At 69.0% G+C, this 15,238-nt stretch carries 14 protein-coding genes and 1 pseudogene; 8 read left to right on the top strand and 7 right to left on the bottom strand.

Annotation, left to right across the window (positions count from 1 at the left end):
- On the bottom strand, positions 1-407 hold a 407-nt coding region (locus HMPREF2883_RS00855; protein WP_256277258.1), incomplete at its 3' end, for a transposase family protein.
- A 491-nt stretch (positions 408-898) separates the two neighbouring features.
- On the opposite strand from HMPREF2883_RS00855, the gene HMPREF2883_RS15360 reads away from it, so the two are divergent.
- Positions 899-1,162: a hypothetical protein gene (locus HMPREF2883_RS15360; protein ID WP_256277257.1), complete on the top strand. Its 264-nt coding sequence runs from the start codon at positions 899-901 to the stop codon at positions 1,160-1,162.
- 180 nt (positions 1,163-1,342) lie between these two features.
- The gene (locus tag HMPREF2883_RS00850) at positions 1,343-1,945 is read left to right on the top strand and encodes a hypothetical protein (RefSeq protein WP_256277256.1); all 603 of its coding nucleotides are present in this window, start codon (positions 1,343-1,345) and stop codon (positions 1,943-1,945) included.
- A gap of 95 nt (positions 1,946-2,040) precedes the next feature.
- On the opposite strand, the gene HMPREF2883_RS00845 is transcribed toward HMPREF2883_RS00850, so the two are convergent.
- A complete protein-coding gene (locus tag HMPREF2883_RS00845; protein ID WP_070658313.1) occupies positions 2,041-4,092 on the bottom strand; it encodes a serine/threonine-protein kinase in 2,052 nt (683 codons plus the stop codon).
- A 373-nt stretch (positions 4,093-4,465) separates the two neighbouring features.
- On the opposite strand from HMPREF2883_RS00845, the gene HMPREF2883_RS00840 reads away from it, so the two are divergent.
- From HMPREF2883_RS00840 to HMPREF2883_RS00830, 3 genes are all read left to right on the top strand, one after another.
- On the top strand, positions 4,466-5,593 hold the full coding sequence (locus HMPREF2883_RS00840; protein ID WP_070658311.1) for an ABC transporter ATP-binding protein: 1,128 nt from the start codon (positions 4,466-4,468) through the stop codon (positions 5,591-5,593).
- Positions 5,594-5,775: 182 nt separating this feature from the next.
- Positions 5,776-7,152, top strand: a complete 1,377-nt coding sequence (locus tag HMPREF2883_RS00835) for a DUF4032 domain-containing protein (RefSeq protein WP_070658308.1) — start codon at positions 5,776-5,778, stop codon at positions 7,150-7,152.
- 104 nt (positions 7,153-7,256) lie between these two features.
- On the top strand, positions 7,257-7,712 hold the full coding sequence (locus tag HMPREF2883_RS00830) for a hypothetical protein (RefSeq protein ID WP_070658306.1): 456 nt from the start codon (positions 7,257-7,259) through the stop codon (positions 7,710-7,712).
- A 70-nt stretch (positions 7,713-7,782) separates the two neighbouring features.
- Here HMPREF2883_RS00830 and HMPREF2883_RS00825 read toward each other — a convergent pair whose 3' ends face one another.
- The 4 genes from HMPREF2883_RS00825 to ispF all read right to left on the bottom strand — a co-directional run bounded on the left by HMPREF2883_RS00825 (position 7,783) and on the right by ispF (position 12,643).
- Positions 7,783-9,024, bottom strand: coding sequence for a hypothetical protein (locus tag HMPREF2883_RS00825; RefSeq protein WP_070658304.1), 1,242 nt, complete (start codon positions 9,022-9,024; stop codon positions 7,783-7,785).
- Between the two features lie 162 nt (positions 9,025-9,186).
- A complete protein-coding gene (rlmB, locus tag HMPREF2883_RS00820) occupies positions 9,187-10,185 on the bottom strand; it encodes a 23S rRNA (guanosine(2251)-2'-O)-methyltransferase RlmB (protein ID WP_070658302.1) in 999 nt (332 codons plus the stop codon).
- Positions 10,186-10,245: 60 nt separating this feature from the next.
- Positions 10,246-11,829, bottom strand: a complete 1,584-nt coding sequence (cysS, locus tag HMPREF2883_RS00815) for a cysteine--tRNA ligase (protein ID WP_070658300.1) — start codon at positions 11,827-11,829, stop codon at positions 10,246-10,248.
- Between the two features lie 145 nt (positions 11,830-11,974).
- A complete protein-coding gene (gene ispF, locus HMPREF2883_RS00810; protein WP_343283840.1) occupies positions 11,975-12,643 on the bottom strand; it encodes a 2-C-methyl-D-erythritol 2,4-cyclodiphosphate synthase in 669 nt (222 codons plus the stop codon).
- Positions 12,644-12,816: 173 nt separating this feature from the next.
- On the opposite strand from ispF, the gene HMPREF2883_RS00805 reads away from it, so the two are divergent.
- The gene (locus HMPREF2883_RS00805) at positions 12,817-13,293 is read left to right on the top strand and encodes a hypothetical protein (RefSeq protein ID WP_070658436.1); all 477 of its coding nucleotides are present in this window, start codon (positions 12,817-12,819) and stop codon (positions 13,291-13,293) included.
- Between the two features lie 70 nt (positions 13,294-13,363).
- Here HMPREF2883_RS00805 and HMPREF2883_RS00800 read toward each other — a convergent pair whose 3' ends face one another.
- On the bottom strand, positions 13,364-14,041 hold the full coding sequence (locus tag HMPREF2883_RS00800) for a uracil-DNA glycosylase (RefSeq protein WP_070658298.1): 678 nt from the start codon (positions 14,039-14,041) through the stop codon (positions 13,364-13,366).
- A gap of 119 nt (positions 14,042-14,160) precedes the next feature.
- Here HMPREF2883_RS00800 and HMPREF2883_RS00795 point away from each other — a divergent pair, with 119 nt between their 5' ends.
- Both HMPREF2883_RS00795 and HMPREF2883_RS00790 read left to right on the top strand, forming a co-directional pair.
- Complete coding sequence (locus tag HMPREF2883_RS00795) at positions 14,161-14,817, top strand: LytR C-terminal domain-containing protein (RefSeq protein ID WP_083313532.1); 657 nt, start codon at positions 14,161-14,163, stop codon at positions 14,815-14,817.
- Between the two features lie 6 nt (positions 14,818-14,823).
- Positions 14,824-15,238, top strand: a pseudogene (locus HMPREF2883_RS00790) (glycoside hydrolase family 15); the annotation flags it as partial.

The raw sequence follows: 15,238 nt of genomic DNA, 5'->3' as shown, positions 1-15,238 counted from the left end.
TCCCTGAGAGGGTGCAGGCCACCTGGACGTTCAGACCTGTGGTCTTGTGCCTGCCTTAAGTCAAGCTCAGGATGACCCTTCCAGGACCAGCACTCCAGGAGGGTGCCGTCGATGATCAGCTGGGCCGTGGGATCCAGATCCTCCACCGTTGGAACACTGCCGTTCAGGCAGGCGGCGATCAGGGGCGTGTAGGCGGTAATGACGCGGGAGACGGTGGCCTGCCAGACGCAGTAGACCTCGGTGAGCAGCTCCTGGGACAGGTTATGTCTCAGGTACGTCAGGGTCAGGCGCACGCACAGGAACAGCCCTAACACCCTCGCCCCAAACACAGGCAGAGGACCGGAGACGTGAATGGCCTCGCACAGGTCCAGGACCTCGCTGCGGGAGATTCTCGTGCTACTATTCATGGCGGTCTGCTTCTTGGTTAGATTGGCTTAGACACCAAAGATTCTCTCAAGAGCAAGTCGTCACCCTGCTTAACGCACGTAATAGCGGCAAAACACCATCAACACCCCTATGAATAAGCCTCAAACTCTTACCTCCTTCTTGAGCGAAAGTTCGCAGCTAAACCAGAGAACTACAATAATCTCGCGCTAGAGTTCGATTACCCAGAACCGGCTGATCCCACAAAGTTAACCAATACTGAACGGGTCCCAGAAAAGTTTGAGGTAAAATGGACGGATGCCGCTGGAGAGGCGGACTCGAAGCCATTCGAGAATCTACCGCCGCAGAAACGGGTAGGGGTAAACTGATGTCAGGCATGCAGGGTGGCAAGTGTAATCCAGTTGTTTTGAAGTTTGAGGGGTTGTTGCGTGACTGGTTATTAGATTAAGGTGGAGCCCGGGTCGATATTGATTATCATGCGATCCACCGGACAGGCCGCGTGAAGGTGTGGCTGATGCGCGGAGAAGAGCGAAAGTCTGTTCATCTCCCTCGTGAGGTGAGTTTCGCGATGCATGATATTCGTGGGTCTCAGGCGGATCCGCATCGAGGTGCGTGGTTGTGGTCGCATTTTTGGATGGAGGAGTCTGATGGGGTGCTGCATCAGGAGTGTGACTGGATGCGTGAGCCGGAGATTGATGATGATGCGCCAGTGATGGATGGAGATGCTGCTCTTGAACTGGATTACTTTCCTCGGGATCCGCAGTGGATTCCGGAATAGATGGCAACCAAGGCTGCTGCTCATCAGAAGGTGAGGGAAGCTCGGGAACGCCGTCGTCAGCGGGACCGGGAGCGTCGAGCCCGCAAGAAGGCAGAAGCCGCCCAGGCTGAGGGCAATGGCGCTGGTGAGCCTGGTTCGGGTAGAGTCAGCCGCTCTGGTGACGAGTGAGTGAGGAGTTGTGTGAGTGAGGTGCGGGAGCCCGAGGCCGTAGCATCCTCGGGCGGCTACTACACGATTCAGGAGTCGGCGCCGGAGGTCGACCCCACGAGACGGTCCGTGCCGGGTCCAGTGACGGACTACGGGGTCTTCCCCGCGCCTGGGACTTCAGGTGCGCCGGCCCCCGGGATGCTGCCTGCGCCGATGATCGCTCCGGCACCAGTCAAGGTGCGTGCTCCATCGGGTGCCGAGGCCTGGAGCACAGGGCTGCTGGCACTGCTGGCGTTTCTGCCGGGGTTCAACGTGCTACTGGCGGCGGTCGCGATGATGGTGGTCGGCCTGTGGAACAAGAAGGACCTGCGTGAGCCGGCCCGGACGAATCGCCGCCTGGCAGCGAGCTGGGGACTGACACTGCTGCTGGTGGAGCTGGCCCTCATAGCAATCCAGATTGCCGTGGCCTCCATCGCGAACGACGTCGATGAATCTCCATCCTTCATGCCGTGGGGCACCCCGATCATGATGGCCCTGGGGATGGTCGTGGTCCACGTGCTGGTGTGCTCCGTCCAAGCGATCCGGGCCTACCGCGGCACAACCCTCCGCTTCGGCGGCTTCCCCTTCTTCCACTGACTGGGCCCAGGCCGGAGCCAGCATCTCACCGGCGTCACCAGGCCCGGAGGCGGGTGCCGCCAGGGAACCACGGCGTCCGCCGCCGAGGCGGCATCTCAGCTCCCGAAAGGAACCAGGCTCGGAATCGGCAGCGCTCCGGCGAATGTCAAGACGAAGAACACGGCACCAACACCCAGCATCGCCATCACCAGATTCCTTCGGCCATTGTCACTGGGGGTGAAGGAATTGAGAATATGCGCGCCACCGCGTCGCGTCGCCGCCCCCCACGGCACCAGCCACAGGATGAGAAGGTACAGGGCGACCGCGACGAAATAGAGGATGTAGATACGACTATTGGGGGGGAACGACCCGAGAATCAGGGCGTCGTCGTTCGCCGCACCCATCGAGTAAGCGGCGGTGAGGAGGACGACCGCGGTCCCTATGGCCAGGAGAAAAGCGAAGCTAGCAGAGACCAGCGAACGCAACAGATACCACGGGGTCATCGCCCACATGCGGGAGTTGTCCGACGGCGAGGTGCCGCCGCGCTGAAGCCGGTTCCAACGCCGAGCGTCCTGGGCCCGGCCCACAGCGCCGGCCACCACTATCAGAATCACCCCAGCAATCGCCATCAAACCCGGCCTGACGATCCCGATGGAGGCCAGCATGAACCATGTGGCCAGCATCGCCAGCGGACGACGCACCGGCTCCTGCGCCCACTGGGGCAGCTCCCCCGGACGGCTGGGGGAGCTGAACCGGCGCACCTGCGCCCCTGGGGCGCCGGCTGCCATCGGCCCCGTCATCGCTCCCGCCGACGACGCAGCCGTCGGACCGGCGACGGCCTGGGAGTAGCCGGGCTGATACGCCGTCGGATGCTGGCCGGAGTAGGGGAACATCGGCACCTGCCCCGACGGCGCCGGACGCGGGTACGCCCCCGAGGAGGCCGCAGGCGCAGGAGCACCCACGCCGTACTGCATCGACTGCGCCCCCCTGGAGGGCATCGCCGAACTGTTCTGGTACCACTGACGCGGCGGGATGGCCGGTGGGGGCTGGGCGGAAGCGCCAGAAGCGGCCGACGGCGCTGAGTACCCGTACCCGCCCTCCGCGCCGGAGGGCGCAGAGATGGGACTGCCGTATGCGGCCGGGGAGGCCGAGGTCGCACTACGAGCATCGCGAGGCGACCCCGAGGTCGAACCGTAGCCAGGAACGAAAGTGCTGGTGCTCCGCTCCAGCTCACTGGACTCCGGCTCCTCGTCCTCGGGCCCCAGGAGCCGATCGACCGCCTCCTGCCCGGTCCCGCCCTCGGCGATCTCATCGAGCACCTCCAGCAGGCCGTCCGGGCTCAGACGGTTCTCCGCCTCAGGGGCGAGCGCCGCCGTGAACGCCCGCGCCAGCGCCGGATTCTCCTCCTCCAGGTTGCCCAGCTCCGGGGTGCCCGCGTAGACGCGCCGGAAGACCACCTGCCAGGCCCCCGAACCGAAGGGAGCCAGACCGGTGACGGTGAACAGGAGCACACCCGCGCAGGCGTACCAGTCGACGTCGGCATTCGGCTCCCCGCCGTCGAGCATCTCCGGAGGGATGAACCCCGGCGTACCCGTGACCTGGCCGGTCTGCGTGAGCCGGACGTCGTCGGCCACCTGGGCGATGCCGAAGTCGATGAGAACCGGCCCCTGCGCACTGAGCATGACGTTGGAGGGCTTGAGGTCGCGGTGGATGACGCCGGCGGCGTGCACCGCGCGCAGCGAGTCGACCAGCCCGTGGGCCAGGTCGGCCAGGTCGCGGGCGTCAGTGGTCAGGTCGTAGACGCCCTCATGCTCCACCTCATGCTGCAGGGTGGGGCCCTCGATGAGCTCGGTGATGACGAAGGTGATGCCCTGGGAGCCGTCCCCGGTCTCGATGTCCAGGATGCGCGCCACGCGCGTGTCCCTCACCCGGGCCAGGACGCTGGCCTCCCGGTCCAGACGGCGCCGAGCCGTGGGGTCCGCGGCGATCTGCGGGTGGAGGATCTTCATGGCCACGTGGCGCCCACCCTCATCGGTGGCCTCCCACACCACGCCCATGCCCCCGGCGCCCAGGCGACGCAGAAGCCGGTACCCCCCCACTGTGGTGCCGGCGCGCAGCTTGCTCAGGGTGACCGGCTCGCCCGGGTGCGCGTCGAAGTTCTGCGTCATGGCCCCCACAGTACCGGGCCGGATCCACTCGTGGGTGCCCCGAAGCTGTGGGGCTCTTCGCCCGACTGTGGGCCATGTCGCGGGAGTAAAGCCAGTGATGGAGCCGCATTGCCGGTATCGGGTCGGATGGTTTCCGACGGCGGGGATGGGGAGGCCTCCACCGGCCGCCACCGCCGTCGAGGACTGTCGAGGGCTGTCGAGGACTGCCCTGACTGATTGCTGCGAATCGCTGGTCAAAGCGGGAAACCTGTGTCAAGATGAGCCCGTCCGCGGTCGAACGGCTGACCGCGGCACGTGTCAATGCGGACACGCATCGGCACCTTTCACGACGGATCGTCCGGCACGTACCTGCCGGTGAAGGGAAGCACCACCCATGGCAACTGTGACTTTCGAGAACGCCACACGTATTTACCCGGGCAATGACCGCCCCAGTGTTGACTCTCTCAACCTCGAGATCGCTGATGGCGAGTTCCTCGTACTTGTTGGCCCCTCCGGCTGCGGTAAGTCCACCTCCCTGCGCATGCTCGCGGGCCTGGAGGACGTCAACGCCGGTCGTATCCTCATCGGTGACCGCGACGTCACCGATGTTCAGCCCAAGGACCGTGACATCGCCATGGTCTTCCAGAACTACGCGCTCTACCCGCACATGACCGTGCACGACAACATGGGCTTCGCCCTCAAGATCGCCGGCACCCCCAAGGCCGAGATCGACAAGCGCGTGCGCGAGGCCGCCAAGATCCTCGGCCTGACCGAGTACCTGGACCGCAAGCCCAAGGCCCTCTCCGGTGGTCAGCGTCAGCGTGTGGCCATGGGCCGCGCCATCGTGCGCAAGCCCAAGGTCTTCCTCATGGATGAGCCGCTGTCCAACCTGGACGCCAAGCTCCGTGTGCAGACCCGCACCCAGATCGCCTCGCTCCAGCGCTCGCTGGGCGTCACCACGGTCTACGTCACCCACGACCAGACCGAGGCCCTCACCATGGGTGACCGCATCGCGGTCCTCAAGGACGGCGTGCTCCAGCAGGTCGGTACCCCGCGTGAGATGTACGACCACCCCGCCAACGAGTTCGTCGCCGGCTTCATCGGCTCGCCGGCCATGAACCTGGGGCAGTTCACGATCAAGGGGGACGTCGCCACCGTCGGCGCCGCCAAGATCCAGCTGTCCAAGGCGACCCTGGACGCCATCACCCCCGAGGACGGCGGCAAGGTGACCATCGGGTTCCGGCCCGAGTCGCTCGACGTCGTCTCCGCCCAGGACGAGCACTCCATCCCGGTGCGCCTGTCCTTCGTGGAGGAGCTGGGCTCCGACGCCTACATCTACGGTGAGCTCGTCGGCGCCGAGGAATCCGAGGCCAAGCTCGGTTCCGGTGAGGACTCCAGCCAGATCATCGTGCGCGTGCCTCCACGCACCGCCCCCGAGCCGGGTGAGACCGTCTACGTGCGGATCCGCCCCGGTCAGGAGCACATCTTCTCCGCCTCCACCGGCAAGCGCCTGCCCGCCTGAGGATGCTGAGCACGACGGCGCCGTTCCCCTGTCCCGGGGCGGCGCCGTCGTCGCACTCACCAAGGGGGCCGGTGGCGGAGGCCAGCCGGCGGGGGAGGTTCAGCGGCCAGCACGGGAAGAAGTGTGGTCAGCGGCTCATGTCTCGAAAAGCAAATTGGGTTCCTGCCTGAAAGAATGACGTCATGTCCCAGTCCATGAAGATCACGGCGGCGACCATTGACCCGGCGCTGCTCGACCTCCCCTGGGAGACGGCGCTGGAGGAGTGGCCCACCGAGGTCCTCGCCGCGCTGCCCCGTGGTCTGTCCCGCCACATCGTGCGCTTCGTCAACCTCTCTGAGCGCGTCATCGCGGTCAAGGAGATCGGCGAGTCCGTGGCCCACCGCGAGTACGAGCTCCTGCGCGACCTGGTGCGACTGGGGGCGCCCTGCGTGCATCCGACGGCGGTCATCACCGGCCGCCGCAGCATCACCGGTGAGGAGCTCAACTCGGTGCTCATCACCGAGCACCTGTCCTACTCCCTGCCCTACCGGGCGCTGTTCAGCCAGTACATGCGGCCCGAGACCGCCACCCGACTCATTGACGCGCTCGCCGTGCTCCTGGTGCGCCTGCACCTGCTGGGCTTCTACTGGGGGGACGTGTCCCTGTCCAACACGCTCTTCCGTCGCGACGCCGGGGCCTTCGCCGCCTACCTGGTGGACGCCGAGACCGGGGAGCTCCACCCCGAGGGCCTCACGGACGGCAAGCGCCTCTACGACATCGACGTGGCCCGCACCAACATTATCGGCGAGCTCATGGACCTCCAGGCCGGCGCCCTGCTGGAGCCGAGCGTGGACACCATTGAGGTGGGGGACCGGATCGTCAGCCGTTACACCGAGCTGTGGGACGTGCTCACCGCCAAGGAGTCCTTCTCCATGGATGAGCGCTGGCGCCTGCGCCGCCGGGTCGAGAAGCTCAACGAGATGGGCTACGACGTCGCCGAGCTCACCATGAACACCGACTCCCAGGGCAACCACATCACCATTCAACCCAAGGTCGTCGACGCCGGTCACTACCACCGCCAGGTGATGCGACTGACCGGCCTGGACGTCCAGGAGCGCCAGGGCCAGCGCATGCTCAACGACCTGGAGGCCTACCGGGCCATCACCGGCCGCAGCGACGACCCCATCGAGCTCGTGGCCCACGCCTGGCTGGCGGAGGTCTTCGAGCCCACCATTCACTCCGTCCCCGTCGAGATGCGCCGCAAGCTGGAGCCCGCCGAGATCTTCCACGAGATCCTCGAGCATCGCTGGTACATGTCCGAGGCCCAGAACCGCTACGTCACCACCCAGGAGGCGGTGGACGACTATGTGGCCACGGTGCTGCCCCAGCACCGTGACGAACGGGCCTACCTGGGGAACGGGGACACCCAGGAGATGGAGGCGATCGTCGTCGACGACGACACCGATGAGCCGACGCCCGAGGACGACGCCGAGTTCGCCGCCCGCGACGAACAGACCCTGGCCGACTACGCCGCCAACCCTCACGGCTTCACCGCCGGCATGAAGTTCAAGGGGGAGTAAGGCTCGCTGAGCAGACCGTGCGGGGCGAGGGCGCCGGTGGAGTCCGGCTGGTTGATAGTCTGGCCTTGATCAGCTGAGACGATGAGAAGGGCCGTGACGGGGATATGAGCCAGGACGCGCCCGCATTTCAGGCCCTGCCCGGGGCGACGCCGCAGAACAGTGCCTTCATCGACCTGTACTTCGACCCGTCCATCTCACTGCCGGGCAAGAGCACCGTGTCCATCACGATCAACGGCTGGGCGATGCGCCTGTCCGCGGGCCAGTCCGTGAGGATTGCGGTGCCGCCGGGGCCGGTGAGCGTTGTGTCCTACCGTTTCGCGGCCTTTCTCAGTCCCAAGCCGCGCCTTGAGCTCGTCATGCAACCCGGCCAGGTGGCCCCGGTGTTCTACCGCGCCTCGATCCTGAACGGCGACCCGGGGGCGCTGAGCATAGGAAAGCATCGCGGCATGTCCCGAACTGAGAAAGGGGCGCTGATCTTCGTGCTGGTGGTGCTGTTGCATATTCTCGTCGCTGGCGTGGTGCCGTTGTTGATTATCTTGAGCCGGGGGATGCCTGAGTAGCCCGCCGGTGCCCCTGCGGCTTGCGGGTGCGGCTTACGGGCGGCACCAGGCGCCCCCCGGCGGCGGGTCCTCAGGCGCCGAGCTCCTCGGCGACTAGGGCCATCTCCTCGTCGGCGCGGCGGCGCAGCTCGCGGTGTCGCGTCCAGGAGGCCAGCGAGACCTCGGTGATGGCGTCCACCAGCAGGAAGGCCCCTACGGCCGCCATCCCGCCCGGGATGCTGCCGGTCGAGCGACGACGGCGCACGGCGGCCCCCACGAGAGCCCCGCCCAGGCCCGCCTCGAGCAGCGCTGCACCCCGCACCGCCCACGGCTTGTCCGTCACCGTGCGCACATAACCCTGCCAGAAGGCCGAGCCCGGGGTGGAGGGGTCGGCCAGCAGCAGGCCCACGCTGCGGCCCACTGCGTTGGACAGTCCGCGCGGCTCGTGCACGACGACGCCGGGAACCTCCACCGGCGCCAGGCGGCCGGTGAGGACCTCCAGCACCCAGTCAGGCAGGCCCAGGGCCTCAAGCATGGCGGCGAAACCCTCGATGCCGGGCTGGACAATGGCGGCGGCCGCGGCCTCCAGGTCCGCTCCCGGGACGGCGTCGACGATCCCCGACGCGTCGGTCAGGTCCGCCAGGAGCTCATCCACCAGGGACTTCAGGGCCGGGCCGGGCTCCTTGACCCCGCCCCACACGTAGCGTGACGTCATGCCCCAGGAGAAGACGGCGTCGTCCTCCGGGTCCCCGGTGGGGATGGCGCGGATGGACATGTCCTCGGAGTCGGAGGTCAGCACCAGGGCCGGCAGGGACTCCTCGTCCCAGCCGAAGGTGCCCAGCTCCGTGCCCTCACCGGAGTACATGACGATGCGGCGGTCCAGGCTCGGCGCCGAGGCCACCGCCAGGGGCCGCTCCAGCAGGGTGGCCTGCAGCGGCACCATGTAGGCACTCATCGGGGAGATCACCACGGTACGGGCGCTGGCCGAGCCGTGGTGGGAGATCGTGGGCAGCTCGATGTCGTCGGGCAGGGCGTTGAAGGCCGCCGGCCCCACGGCGACATCGGCCGTGAACTCCCGGGCCAGGGACTCCACGAGCTCACTGACACTCGGACCGGGCACAACGCCCCCGCGGGAGGGCGGCGTCACCGCGACCCGGCCCTCGACGTCGGTCATAAGGGTCAGGCTGAGCAGGTGGGTGGTGGCCGGGAACCACTCCAGGCGCACGACCACCCCGCGCTCGGCGAAGGCGTCTGCGACCGCCTCCGGCGTCGTGCCCGGCGCGATGAGCACGCCGTCGGTGCGGTTCCAACGCTGCGAAGCGTCCTGGGCCATGGGGACCTCCTGTGGATCGGATGCGGCCCATTGTGTCAGCAACGGGGCCGTCATGGGGAAGTGTAAACCGGGCACTTTCCCTGCCGGGAGCGGCCGGCTCAGTCGGTTCGGCCGGATCGGCAGGCTCCGCCGGGGGCGGCCGGCCGTCAGCGGCGGCGGGGGTCAGCTGCCGGCGTCGGCGGCCCGGCGGCGCCGGCGGTCGACCTCGTAGAGGCTGATACCCGTGGCCACGGCCGCGTTGAGGGACTCCACGCTGCGGCTGATCGGCACCGAGGCCAGCACGTCACAGGTCTCGCGCACCAGGCGGGACAGGCCCGCCCCCTCCGCACCAGTGACCAGCACCAGGGGCGAGTCGGCCAGGGTGAGGTCCTCGACAGCCGTGCTGCCCGAGCCGTCCAGGCCGACGACGAAGCAGCCCTCCTTCTTCAGCTGCTCCAGGGCGCGCACGAGGTTCGTCTCGCGGGCCACGCGCACCCGGGCGGCGGCGCCGGCCGACACCTTCCACACGGTGGCGTTGACGCCCACCGAGCGACGCTCGGGGATGATGACGCCGTCGGCCCCGAAGGCCCCGGCACTGCGCAGGACCGCGCCGAGGTTGTGGGGGTCGGTCACCTGGTCCAGGGCCACGAGCAGCGGAGTGCGTCCCAGGGCGCGGGCGCGCTCCAGCAGGTCGCGGGCGGTGGTGTACTCGTAGGCGGGCACCTCGATGGCCACGCCCTGGTGGGCGGCGGAGTCGGTCAGGGCGTCCAGGTCCAGCTTGGTGGTCTCCAGCACCGGGGCGCCCAACAGGGCGGCGCGGCGCACCACGGCTCCCAGACGCTCGTCGGACTGGGCTGAGACCGCCATGAAGACCCGGGTGATGGGCACCGAGGCGTAGGCGGCCTCGGCCACGGCGTTACGCCCGCACAGGATCTCGTGGCCCTTGGGCACGTCGAAGCGGCGCTTGATCTTCTCCAGCTGCTTGGCGCGGGTGGGCTGGGCGGCCCGGGACTCGGCGCGGGCCTTCGCCCGGGCCTTGGGGTGGCCGACGCGGTTCTCCGCGCGCGGAGTGGGGCCCTTGCCCTCCAGGCCCTTGCGGCGCTGGCCGCCCGAGCCCTTCGTGGGGCCCTTCTTCGAGCCGGGGCGGCGCTTGGCACCGGGGTACTGCTCGTTGCCGGGCATCCGGCCTCCTGTTCGTGACGGTGCGAATTAATGCGAAAGAGTCGTGGGTGGTGGGGCCGCTCAGGCCAGGTGCCAGCGGGCGCCCGAGGGGGAGTCCTCAACGACGACGCCGGCCCCGGTCAGCTTGTCACGCAGGGCGTCTGCGCGCGACCAGTCCTTGGCGGCGCGGGCCTGGGCCCGCTCGTCGAGGTCGTGGCGGATGAGCCGGTCGAGGGCCTCCATGGCGGCGCCGCCCTGGGAGGAGCCGGCGCCGTCGAGCACCCGGGTGCGCCAGGGCTCGGCCAGTGGGTCCAGGCCCAGGACGTCGAGCTGGGAGCGCAGGTCCAGGGCGAGACCGGTCACTGAGGCGCACAGGTCGTCATCGGCCCCCTGACCGCCGCTGGGGGCGGCCTGGGTGAGGGCCACGTTGAGGGCCTTGAGGGTGGCGTGGACGACCGCCATGGCGCCGGCCAGGTTGAGGTCCTCATCCATGGCGGCGGTGAACTCGGCCGGCAGGGCCCGGGCGCGCACTTGCTCGGCGGGGGCGTCGACGAGGTTGGTGCCTCCGTCGTCGCAGAACTCGTAGGCCCGCAGGATCGCACCGGACAGGCGCTCCCACAGGGCGGCGGCGTCGGCCAGGGTCTCCTCGGAGAACTCCACGGTGGAGCGGTGGTGGACGGTGCCCAGGGCCAGGCGCAGCACGGCGGCGTCGTAGCGCTTGAGCAGCTCGGCCACCACCAGGGAGTTGCCCAGCGACTTGCTCATCTTCTCGCCCTTGATGGTCACCCAGGCGTTGTGGACCCAGTGGCGCGCGAAGCCCCAGCCGGCGCCGTGGGACTGGGCCTGCTCGTTCTCGTGGTGCGGGAAGCGCAGGTCGATGCCGCCGCCGTGGATGTCGAAGGTCTCGCCCAGGTAGCGGCGGGACATGGCCGAGCACTCCAGGTGCCAGCCGGGCCGGCCCCGACCCCAGGGGGCGTCCCAGGCGGCGTCAGCCGGCTCGGTGGGCTTGGCGGCCTTCCACAGGGCGAAGTCGCGCGGGTCGCGCTTGTCGGCCTCGACGTCGTCATCCAGCTGGGACTCGTCCTCAGTGGTGGCCAGGTCCTCCAGACGCTGGTTGGTCAGGGACCCGTAGTCCGGCAGCGAGCGCACGTCGTAGTAGACGTTGCCGGACTCGCCGACGTAGGCGTGGCCGGCGTCCAGCAGGCGCTGGACCAGGTCGATCATCTCGGGGATGTGGCCGGTGGCGCGCGGCTCATAGGTGGGGGCGGCCACGCCCAGGGCGCGGTAGGCGGCGTCGAACTCCCGCTCGAAACGCTGGGCCCAGGCCCACCACGGCACCGGCGGCTCGGCGGCGGCGGACTTGCTGAGGATCTTGTCGTCGATGTCCGTGACGTTGCGGATGAGGCGGACCTCCTGGCCGCCGCGCTCCAGCCAGCGGCGCAGGACGTCGAAGGCGATACCGCTGCGCATGTGGCCGATGTGGGGTGAACCCTGCACGGTGGCACCACACAGGTAGATCGTCACCAGACCGGGGGTGGCGGTGGGGGCCAGCGGCACGATCGCGCGGGCGGCGGAGTCGTACAGACGCAGGGCCGGCGCGCCCGCGTGGGCGGGGGAGGTGGCGGGGCCCGTGGACTCAGGGGGCTCAGTGGGGGTGATGCTCACAGGCACAGGCTACCTGGGCGCCCGCCACCGGTGTCTACTGGGGCCAGGGCTTTTTCCAGAGATTGCCGACGTCGCGTTCGTACCTTATGCCTCGCGTTCGGGGGTTCAGGGTACGAACCGGCGGCCTACGGTACGAACCGGCGGCCTACGGTACGACCGCGCGGACGGCGTCGGGCACCGGATAGACCAGGGCGGTGGCGACGGCGAGCAGGCCCTCGGTGCGGCCCAGGAAGCCCAGGTGGTCGGTGGTGGTGGCGCAGAAGGAGACCCGGGCGGAGGCGGCCTCGGACAGTGCCCGGGAGGCCTCCGCGGAGCGTGCGGCCACGCGCGGGCGCTCGCCCACGAGCTGGACGGCGATGTTGCCGATCTCGAAGCCGGCCTCGCGCACCCGGCGGGCGGCCTCGCTCAGGAGCGCAGTCCCGGAGGCTCCCTTCCACTGGGGCTCGGCGGTGCCGAAGTTCGAGCCCAGGTCGCCCAGCCCGGCGGCCGAGAACAGGGCGTCGCAGCAGGCGTGGGCGACGACGTCGCCGTCGGAGTGACCGGCCAGGCCCACCTCACCGGGCCACTCCAGGCAGGCCAGGTGCATGGGGGTGCCCGAGTCGGGGGCGGCGAAGGCGTGCACGTCGGTGCCGATGCCGGTGCGCGGAAGGAACTGGGCGATCTGGTCCAGGTCGATCGTGGCCGGGCCGGCGGCGTGGCGGGCCCGGGACGGTGACGAGGGCTGTGAGTCGGGGGCGGCGGGGACAGTACCGGCGGGTGCGGCGAGAACGGGCTGGGCGGAGTGTTCCGACTGGTCTGGCTGGCGTGCGGGCATGGGGCCGTGTCTACCAGATAGGCCCCGGCCGTGTTTCGAGGGGGCGGCCTGATCGTCGTCGGGGCGCCCCAGTGGCGGTCCGCAGGAGTGGGCGTTGACGGGGCGGGGGTGCTGTCTTCTGGTGGAGAGTTATCCCCGTGGCCCTCCAAGCCGGGCGCCGTTACGTTTCCGTCATGATTATCTGGCGTGGCTGGGGCATTCTCAGCGTCTTCATCACCTTACTGGTCGCGGGTATTGTGGGGGTGACCTTCCAGGCGTTTCTTGGTCGTGGCAACGCGGCGGTCTCTTTTGGGTATGGACTCGGGTTCATCGTGGCTGGGGTGGCCAACTACCTTTTCGGGCGACAGGTGAATGCGGTGGCTCCCGCCAAGAAGATCGAGGCGTTCAAGGAGCAGATGCGCCGCGAGATGTGGGACCGTGTGGCTCACGGGGCCTTCCAGGTGGCGCCGGGAACACCGCCGCCGGCAAACCGTGGAGAGGCGCACCAACAGATCGAGTACCTCGTCGGGCAGGCGAGTACGGACGCTGCGAGGGGCCTGCGTAACATCCACACCCTTTTCTTCATCCCGGTCCAGTGGGTCGGAGCGGCCGAAGGCGTGCTGGGAGTGGTCCTGATCGTCCTGTCGGTGGTGATGTCCTTCTCCGGCTGAGCAGTCCTCGCGGGAGCGAGCCCGCCGATGGGGCCTGGCCAGCACTGACCGGGTCGGTTCCGACGTCGTCTCAGGGCAGGCGCCAGTCCACGGGCGCGGCCCCCATCTCGGTGAGGATCGTGTTGGCGCGGCTGAAGGGGCGCGAGCCGAAGAACCCGCGCGAGGCCGACAGCGGGGACGGGTGCGGTGAGGCGATGATGGGGGTCCGTCCCAGCATCGGGGTCAGCGACTGCGCCGGTCGCCCCCACAGGATCGCCACGAGCGGGCCGCCGCGCTCCACCAGGGCCTCGATCGCCCGCTGTGTCACCTTCTCCCAGCCCCAGCCCTTGTGTGAGGCCGGCGCCCCCGGGCGAACCGTGAGAACCCGGTTGAGCAGCATGACGCCCTGTCGGCACCACGGCGTCAGATCCCCCGACGTCGGCCGGGGCACGCCCAGGTCGCTGACCAGCTCGCGGAAGATGTTCTCCAGGCTGCGCGGGGGCTTGACGCCGGGCGCCACCGAGAAGCTCAGCCCCATGGGGTGGCCCGGGGTGGGGTAGGGGTCCTGACCTACGATGAGGATGCGCACATCCTCCATCGGGTAGGTGAAGGCGCGCAGCACATCGGTGCCCGCCGGGAGGTACCCGGCGCCGGAGGCCACCTCCTGGCGCAGCCGCTCCCCGATCTCGTGGACCGTGGGCTCCACGGGGGCCAGGGCGCGCGCCCAGGAGGGATCAATGATCTCGGACAGGGGCTTGGCGGATGTCACGCAATGAGCCTAACGGCCTACCTGGGGCACCCGCAGGATCTTACCGGGCCCGATGTCACCGCAGTGTGAGCCGGACGTGGTGAGCAATACCCGACGAACGACGCTCGGGCCGGTATCTTGTGAGCGTGAGCAACTATGACTACCCCGAGGACGAGTTCGACGTCGGCGATGATGACGGCCCGGTTCCCGTGGGCGTGCACCGTGCCCAGGTGCCCCGGTGGCGCAGCTGGGTGCCGCTGCTGGCGATCATCGTCATTGCCCAGGCGCTCGCCTGGGGTGCGGTGACGCTGTTCCTCAATGGCGCGGGAGGCTCCGGCTCGTCGGGCGCGGCCTCCTCCTCTCAGCCCGCCCAGAGCGGACAAGCCGGTGGCAACAAGAACGCGGGCAACAAGAACGCGGACAACAAAGCGGATAACGCGGGCAACAAGGGCGGCGCCGCCTCGGCCAAGCCCAGCGCCTCGGCCAGCCCCTCCGGCAACGTGGACTTCACCACCAGGGTCACGGTGGCCAACGGGACGAATACTGACGGACTGGCCAAGGGGGCCAGCGAGAAGCTCACCAACGGCGGCTTCACCGCGGTGGAGGTCATCCCCGGGATCTACGAGAACGCGGAGCCGGCCAAGTCGACGGTCTACTTCAGCTCCCCGCAGGCCCGGACTGCCGCCGAGGAGATCGGCAAGCGACTGGGGATCAGCAACGTGGTGGAGGGCACCGCGGACAACACCCAGGACGCCCCGATCGCGGTCATCCTGCGTGACGACTACAAGCCGCAGTAAAGGGGCATGAGGCCACTGGCGCATCCCGGGCGTCGTCGGTTCCTGACTCTCGCCGCGGCGGTCCCGCTCACCGCCGCCGCGGCCCTCTGGGGCGGCTCGCACCTGGTGGGCCTCGGCCGCCGCGCTCCGACGCTGCTCAGTGGCGGGCTCGTCGTGGGCGGGGGAGGGGCCCTGTACCCCCTGGCCCCGGGCGACACGGTCGCCTACGTCTCGGGGACCCGCCTTCCCCAGGCCCCCGAACCGTGGGGCCTGACGACCTCGCAGCAAGGCGCCCTGGCCCGTCAGGCGCTCGCCCGCCGCAAGGCGGCCCACCTTCCTCAAGGCCGGTGGGCGGACCTGGCCGACGACGCCCTGACCGATCTGCTGGCCCTGACCGGGCCCGCGTTCATGCCCGGCCCGGTCAGCCCCGCTGGCCCCGCAG

Source organism: Actinomyces sp. HMSC075C01, assembly GCF_001812965.1.
Lineage (GTDB): Bacteria > Actinomycetota > Actinomycetes > Actinomycetales > Actinomycetaceae > Actinomyces > Actinomyces acetigenes.
The sequence above is the reverse complement of the archived record's forward strand: the minus strand, read 5'-3'. Positions and strand labels throughout refer to the sequence as shown.

Bases quoted from the DNA above. Each gene is read 5' to 3' on its own strand.
- HMPREF2883_RS00825 (WP_070658304.1), bottom strand. From the start codon at position 9,024: ATGGCCCAGGACGCTTCGCAGCGTTGGAACCGCACCGACGGCGTGCTC.
- ispF (WP_343283840.1), bottom strand. From the start codon at position 12,643: ATGCCCGCACGCCAGCCAGACCAGTCGGAACACTCCGCCCAGCCCGTT.
- rlmB (WP_070658302.1), bottom strand. From the start codon at position 10,185: ATGCCCGGCAACGAGCAGTACCCCGGTGCCAAGCGCCGCCCCGGCTCG.
- HMPREF2883_RS00835 (WP_070658308.1), top strand. From the start codon at position 5,776: ATGTCCCAGTCCATGAAGATCACGGCGGCGACCATTGACCCGGCGCTG.
- HMPREF2883_RS00830 (WP_070658306.1), top strand. From the start codon at position 7,257: ATGAGCCAGGACGCGCCCGCATTTCAGGCCCTGCCCGGGGCGACGCCG.
- HMPREF2883_RS00840 (WP_070658311.1), top strand. From the start codon at position 4,466: ATGGCAACTGTGACTTTCGAGAACGCCACACGTATTTACCCGGGCAAT.
- HMPREF2883_RS00805 (WP_070658436.1), top strand. From the start codon at position 12,817: ATGATTATCTGGCGTGGCTGGGGCATTCTCAGCGTCTTCATCACCTTA.
- HMPREF2883_RS15360 (WP_256277257.1), top strand. From the start codon at position 899: ATGCGCGGAGAAGAGCGAAAGTCTGTTCATCTCCCTCGTGAGGTGAGT.
- HMPREF2883_RS00845 (WP_070658313.1), bottom strand. From the start codon at position 4,092: ATGACGCAGAACTTCGACGCGCACCCGGGCGAGCCGGTCACCCTGAGC.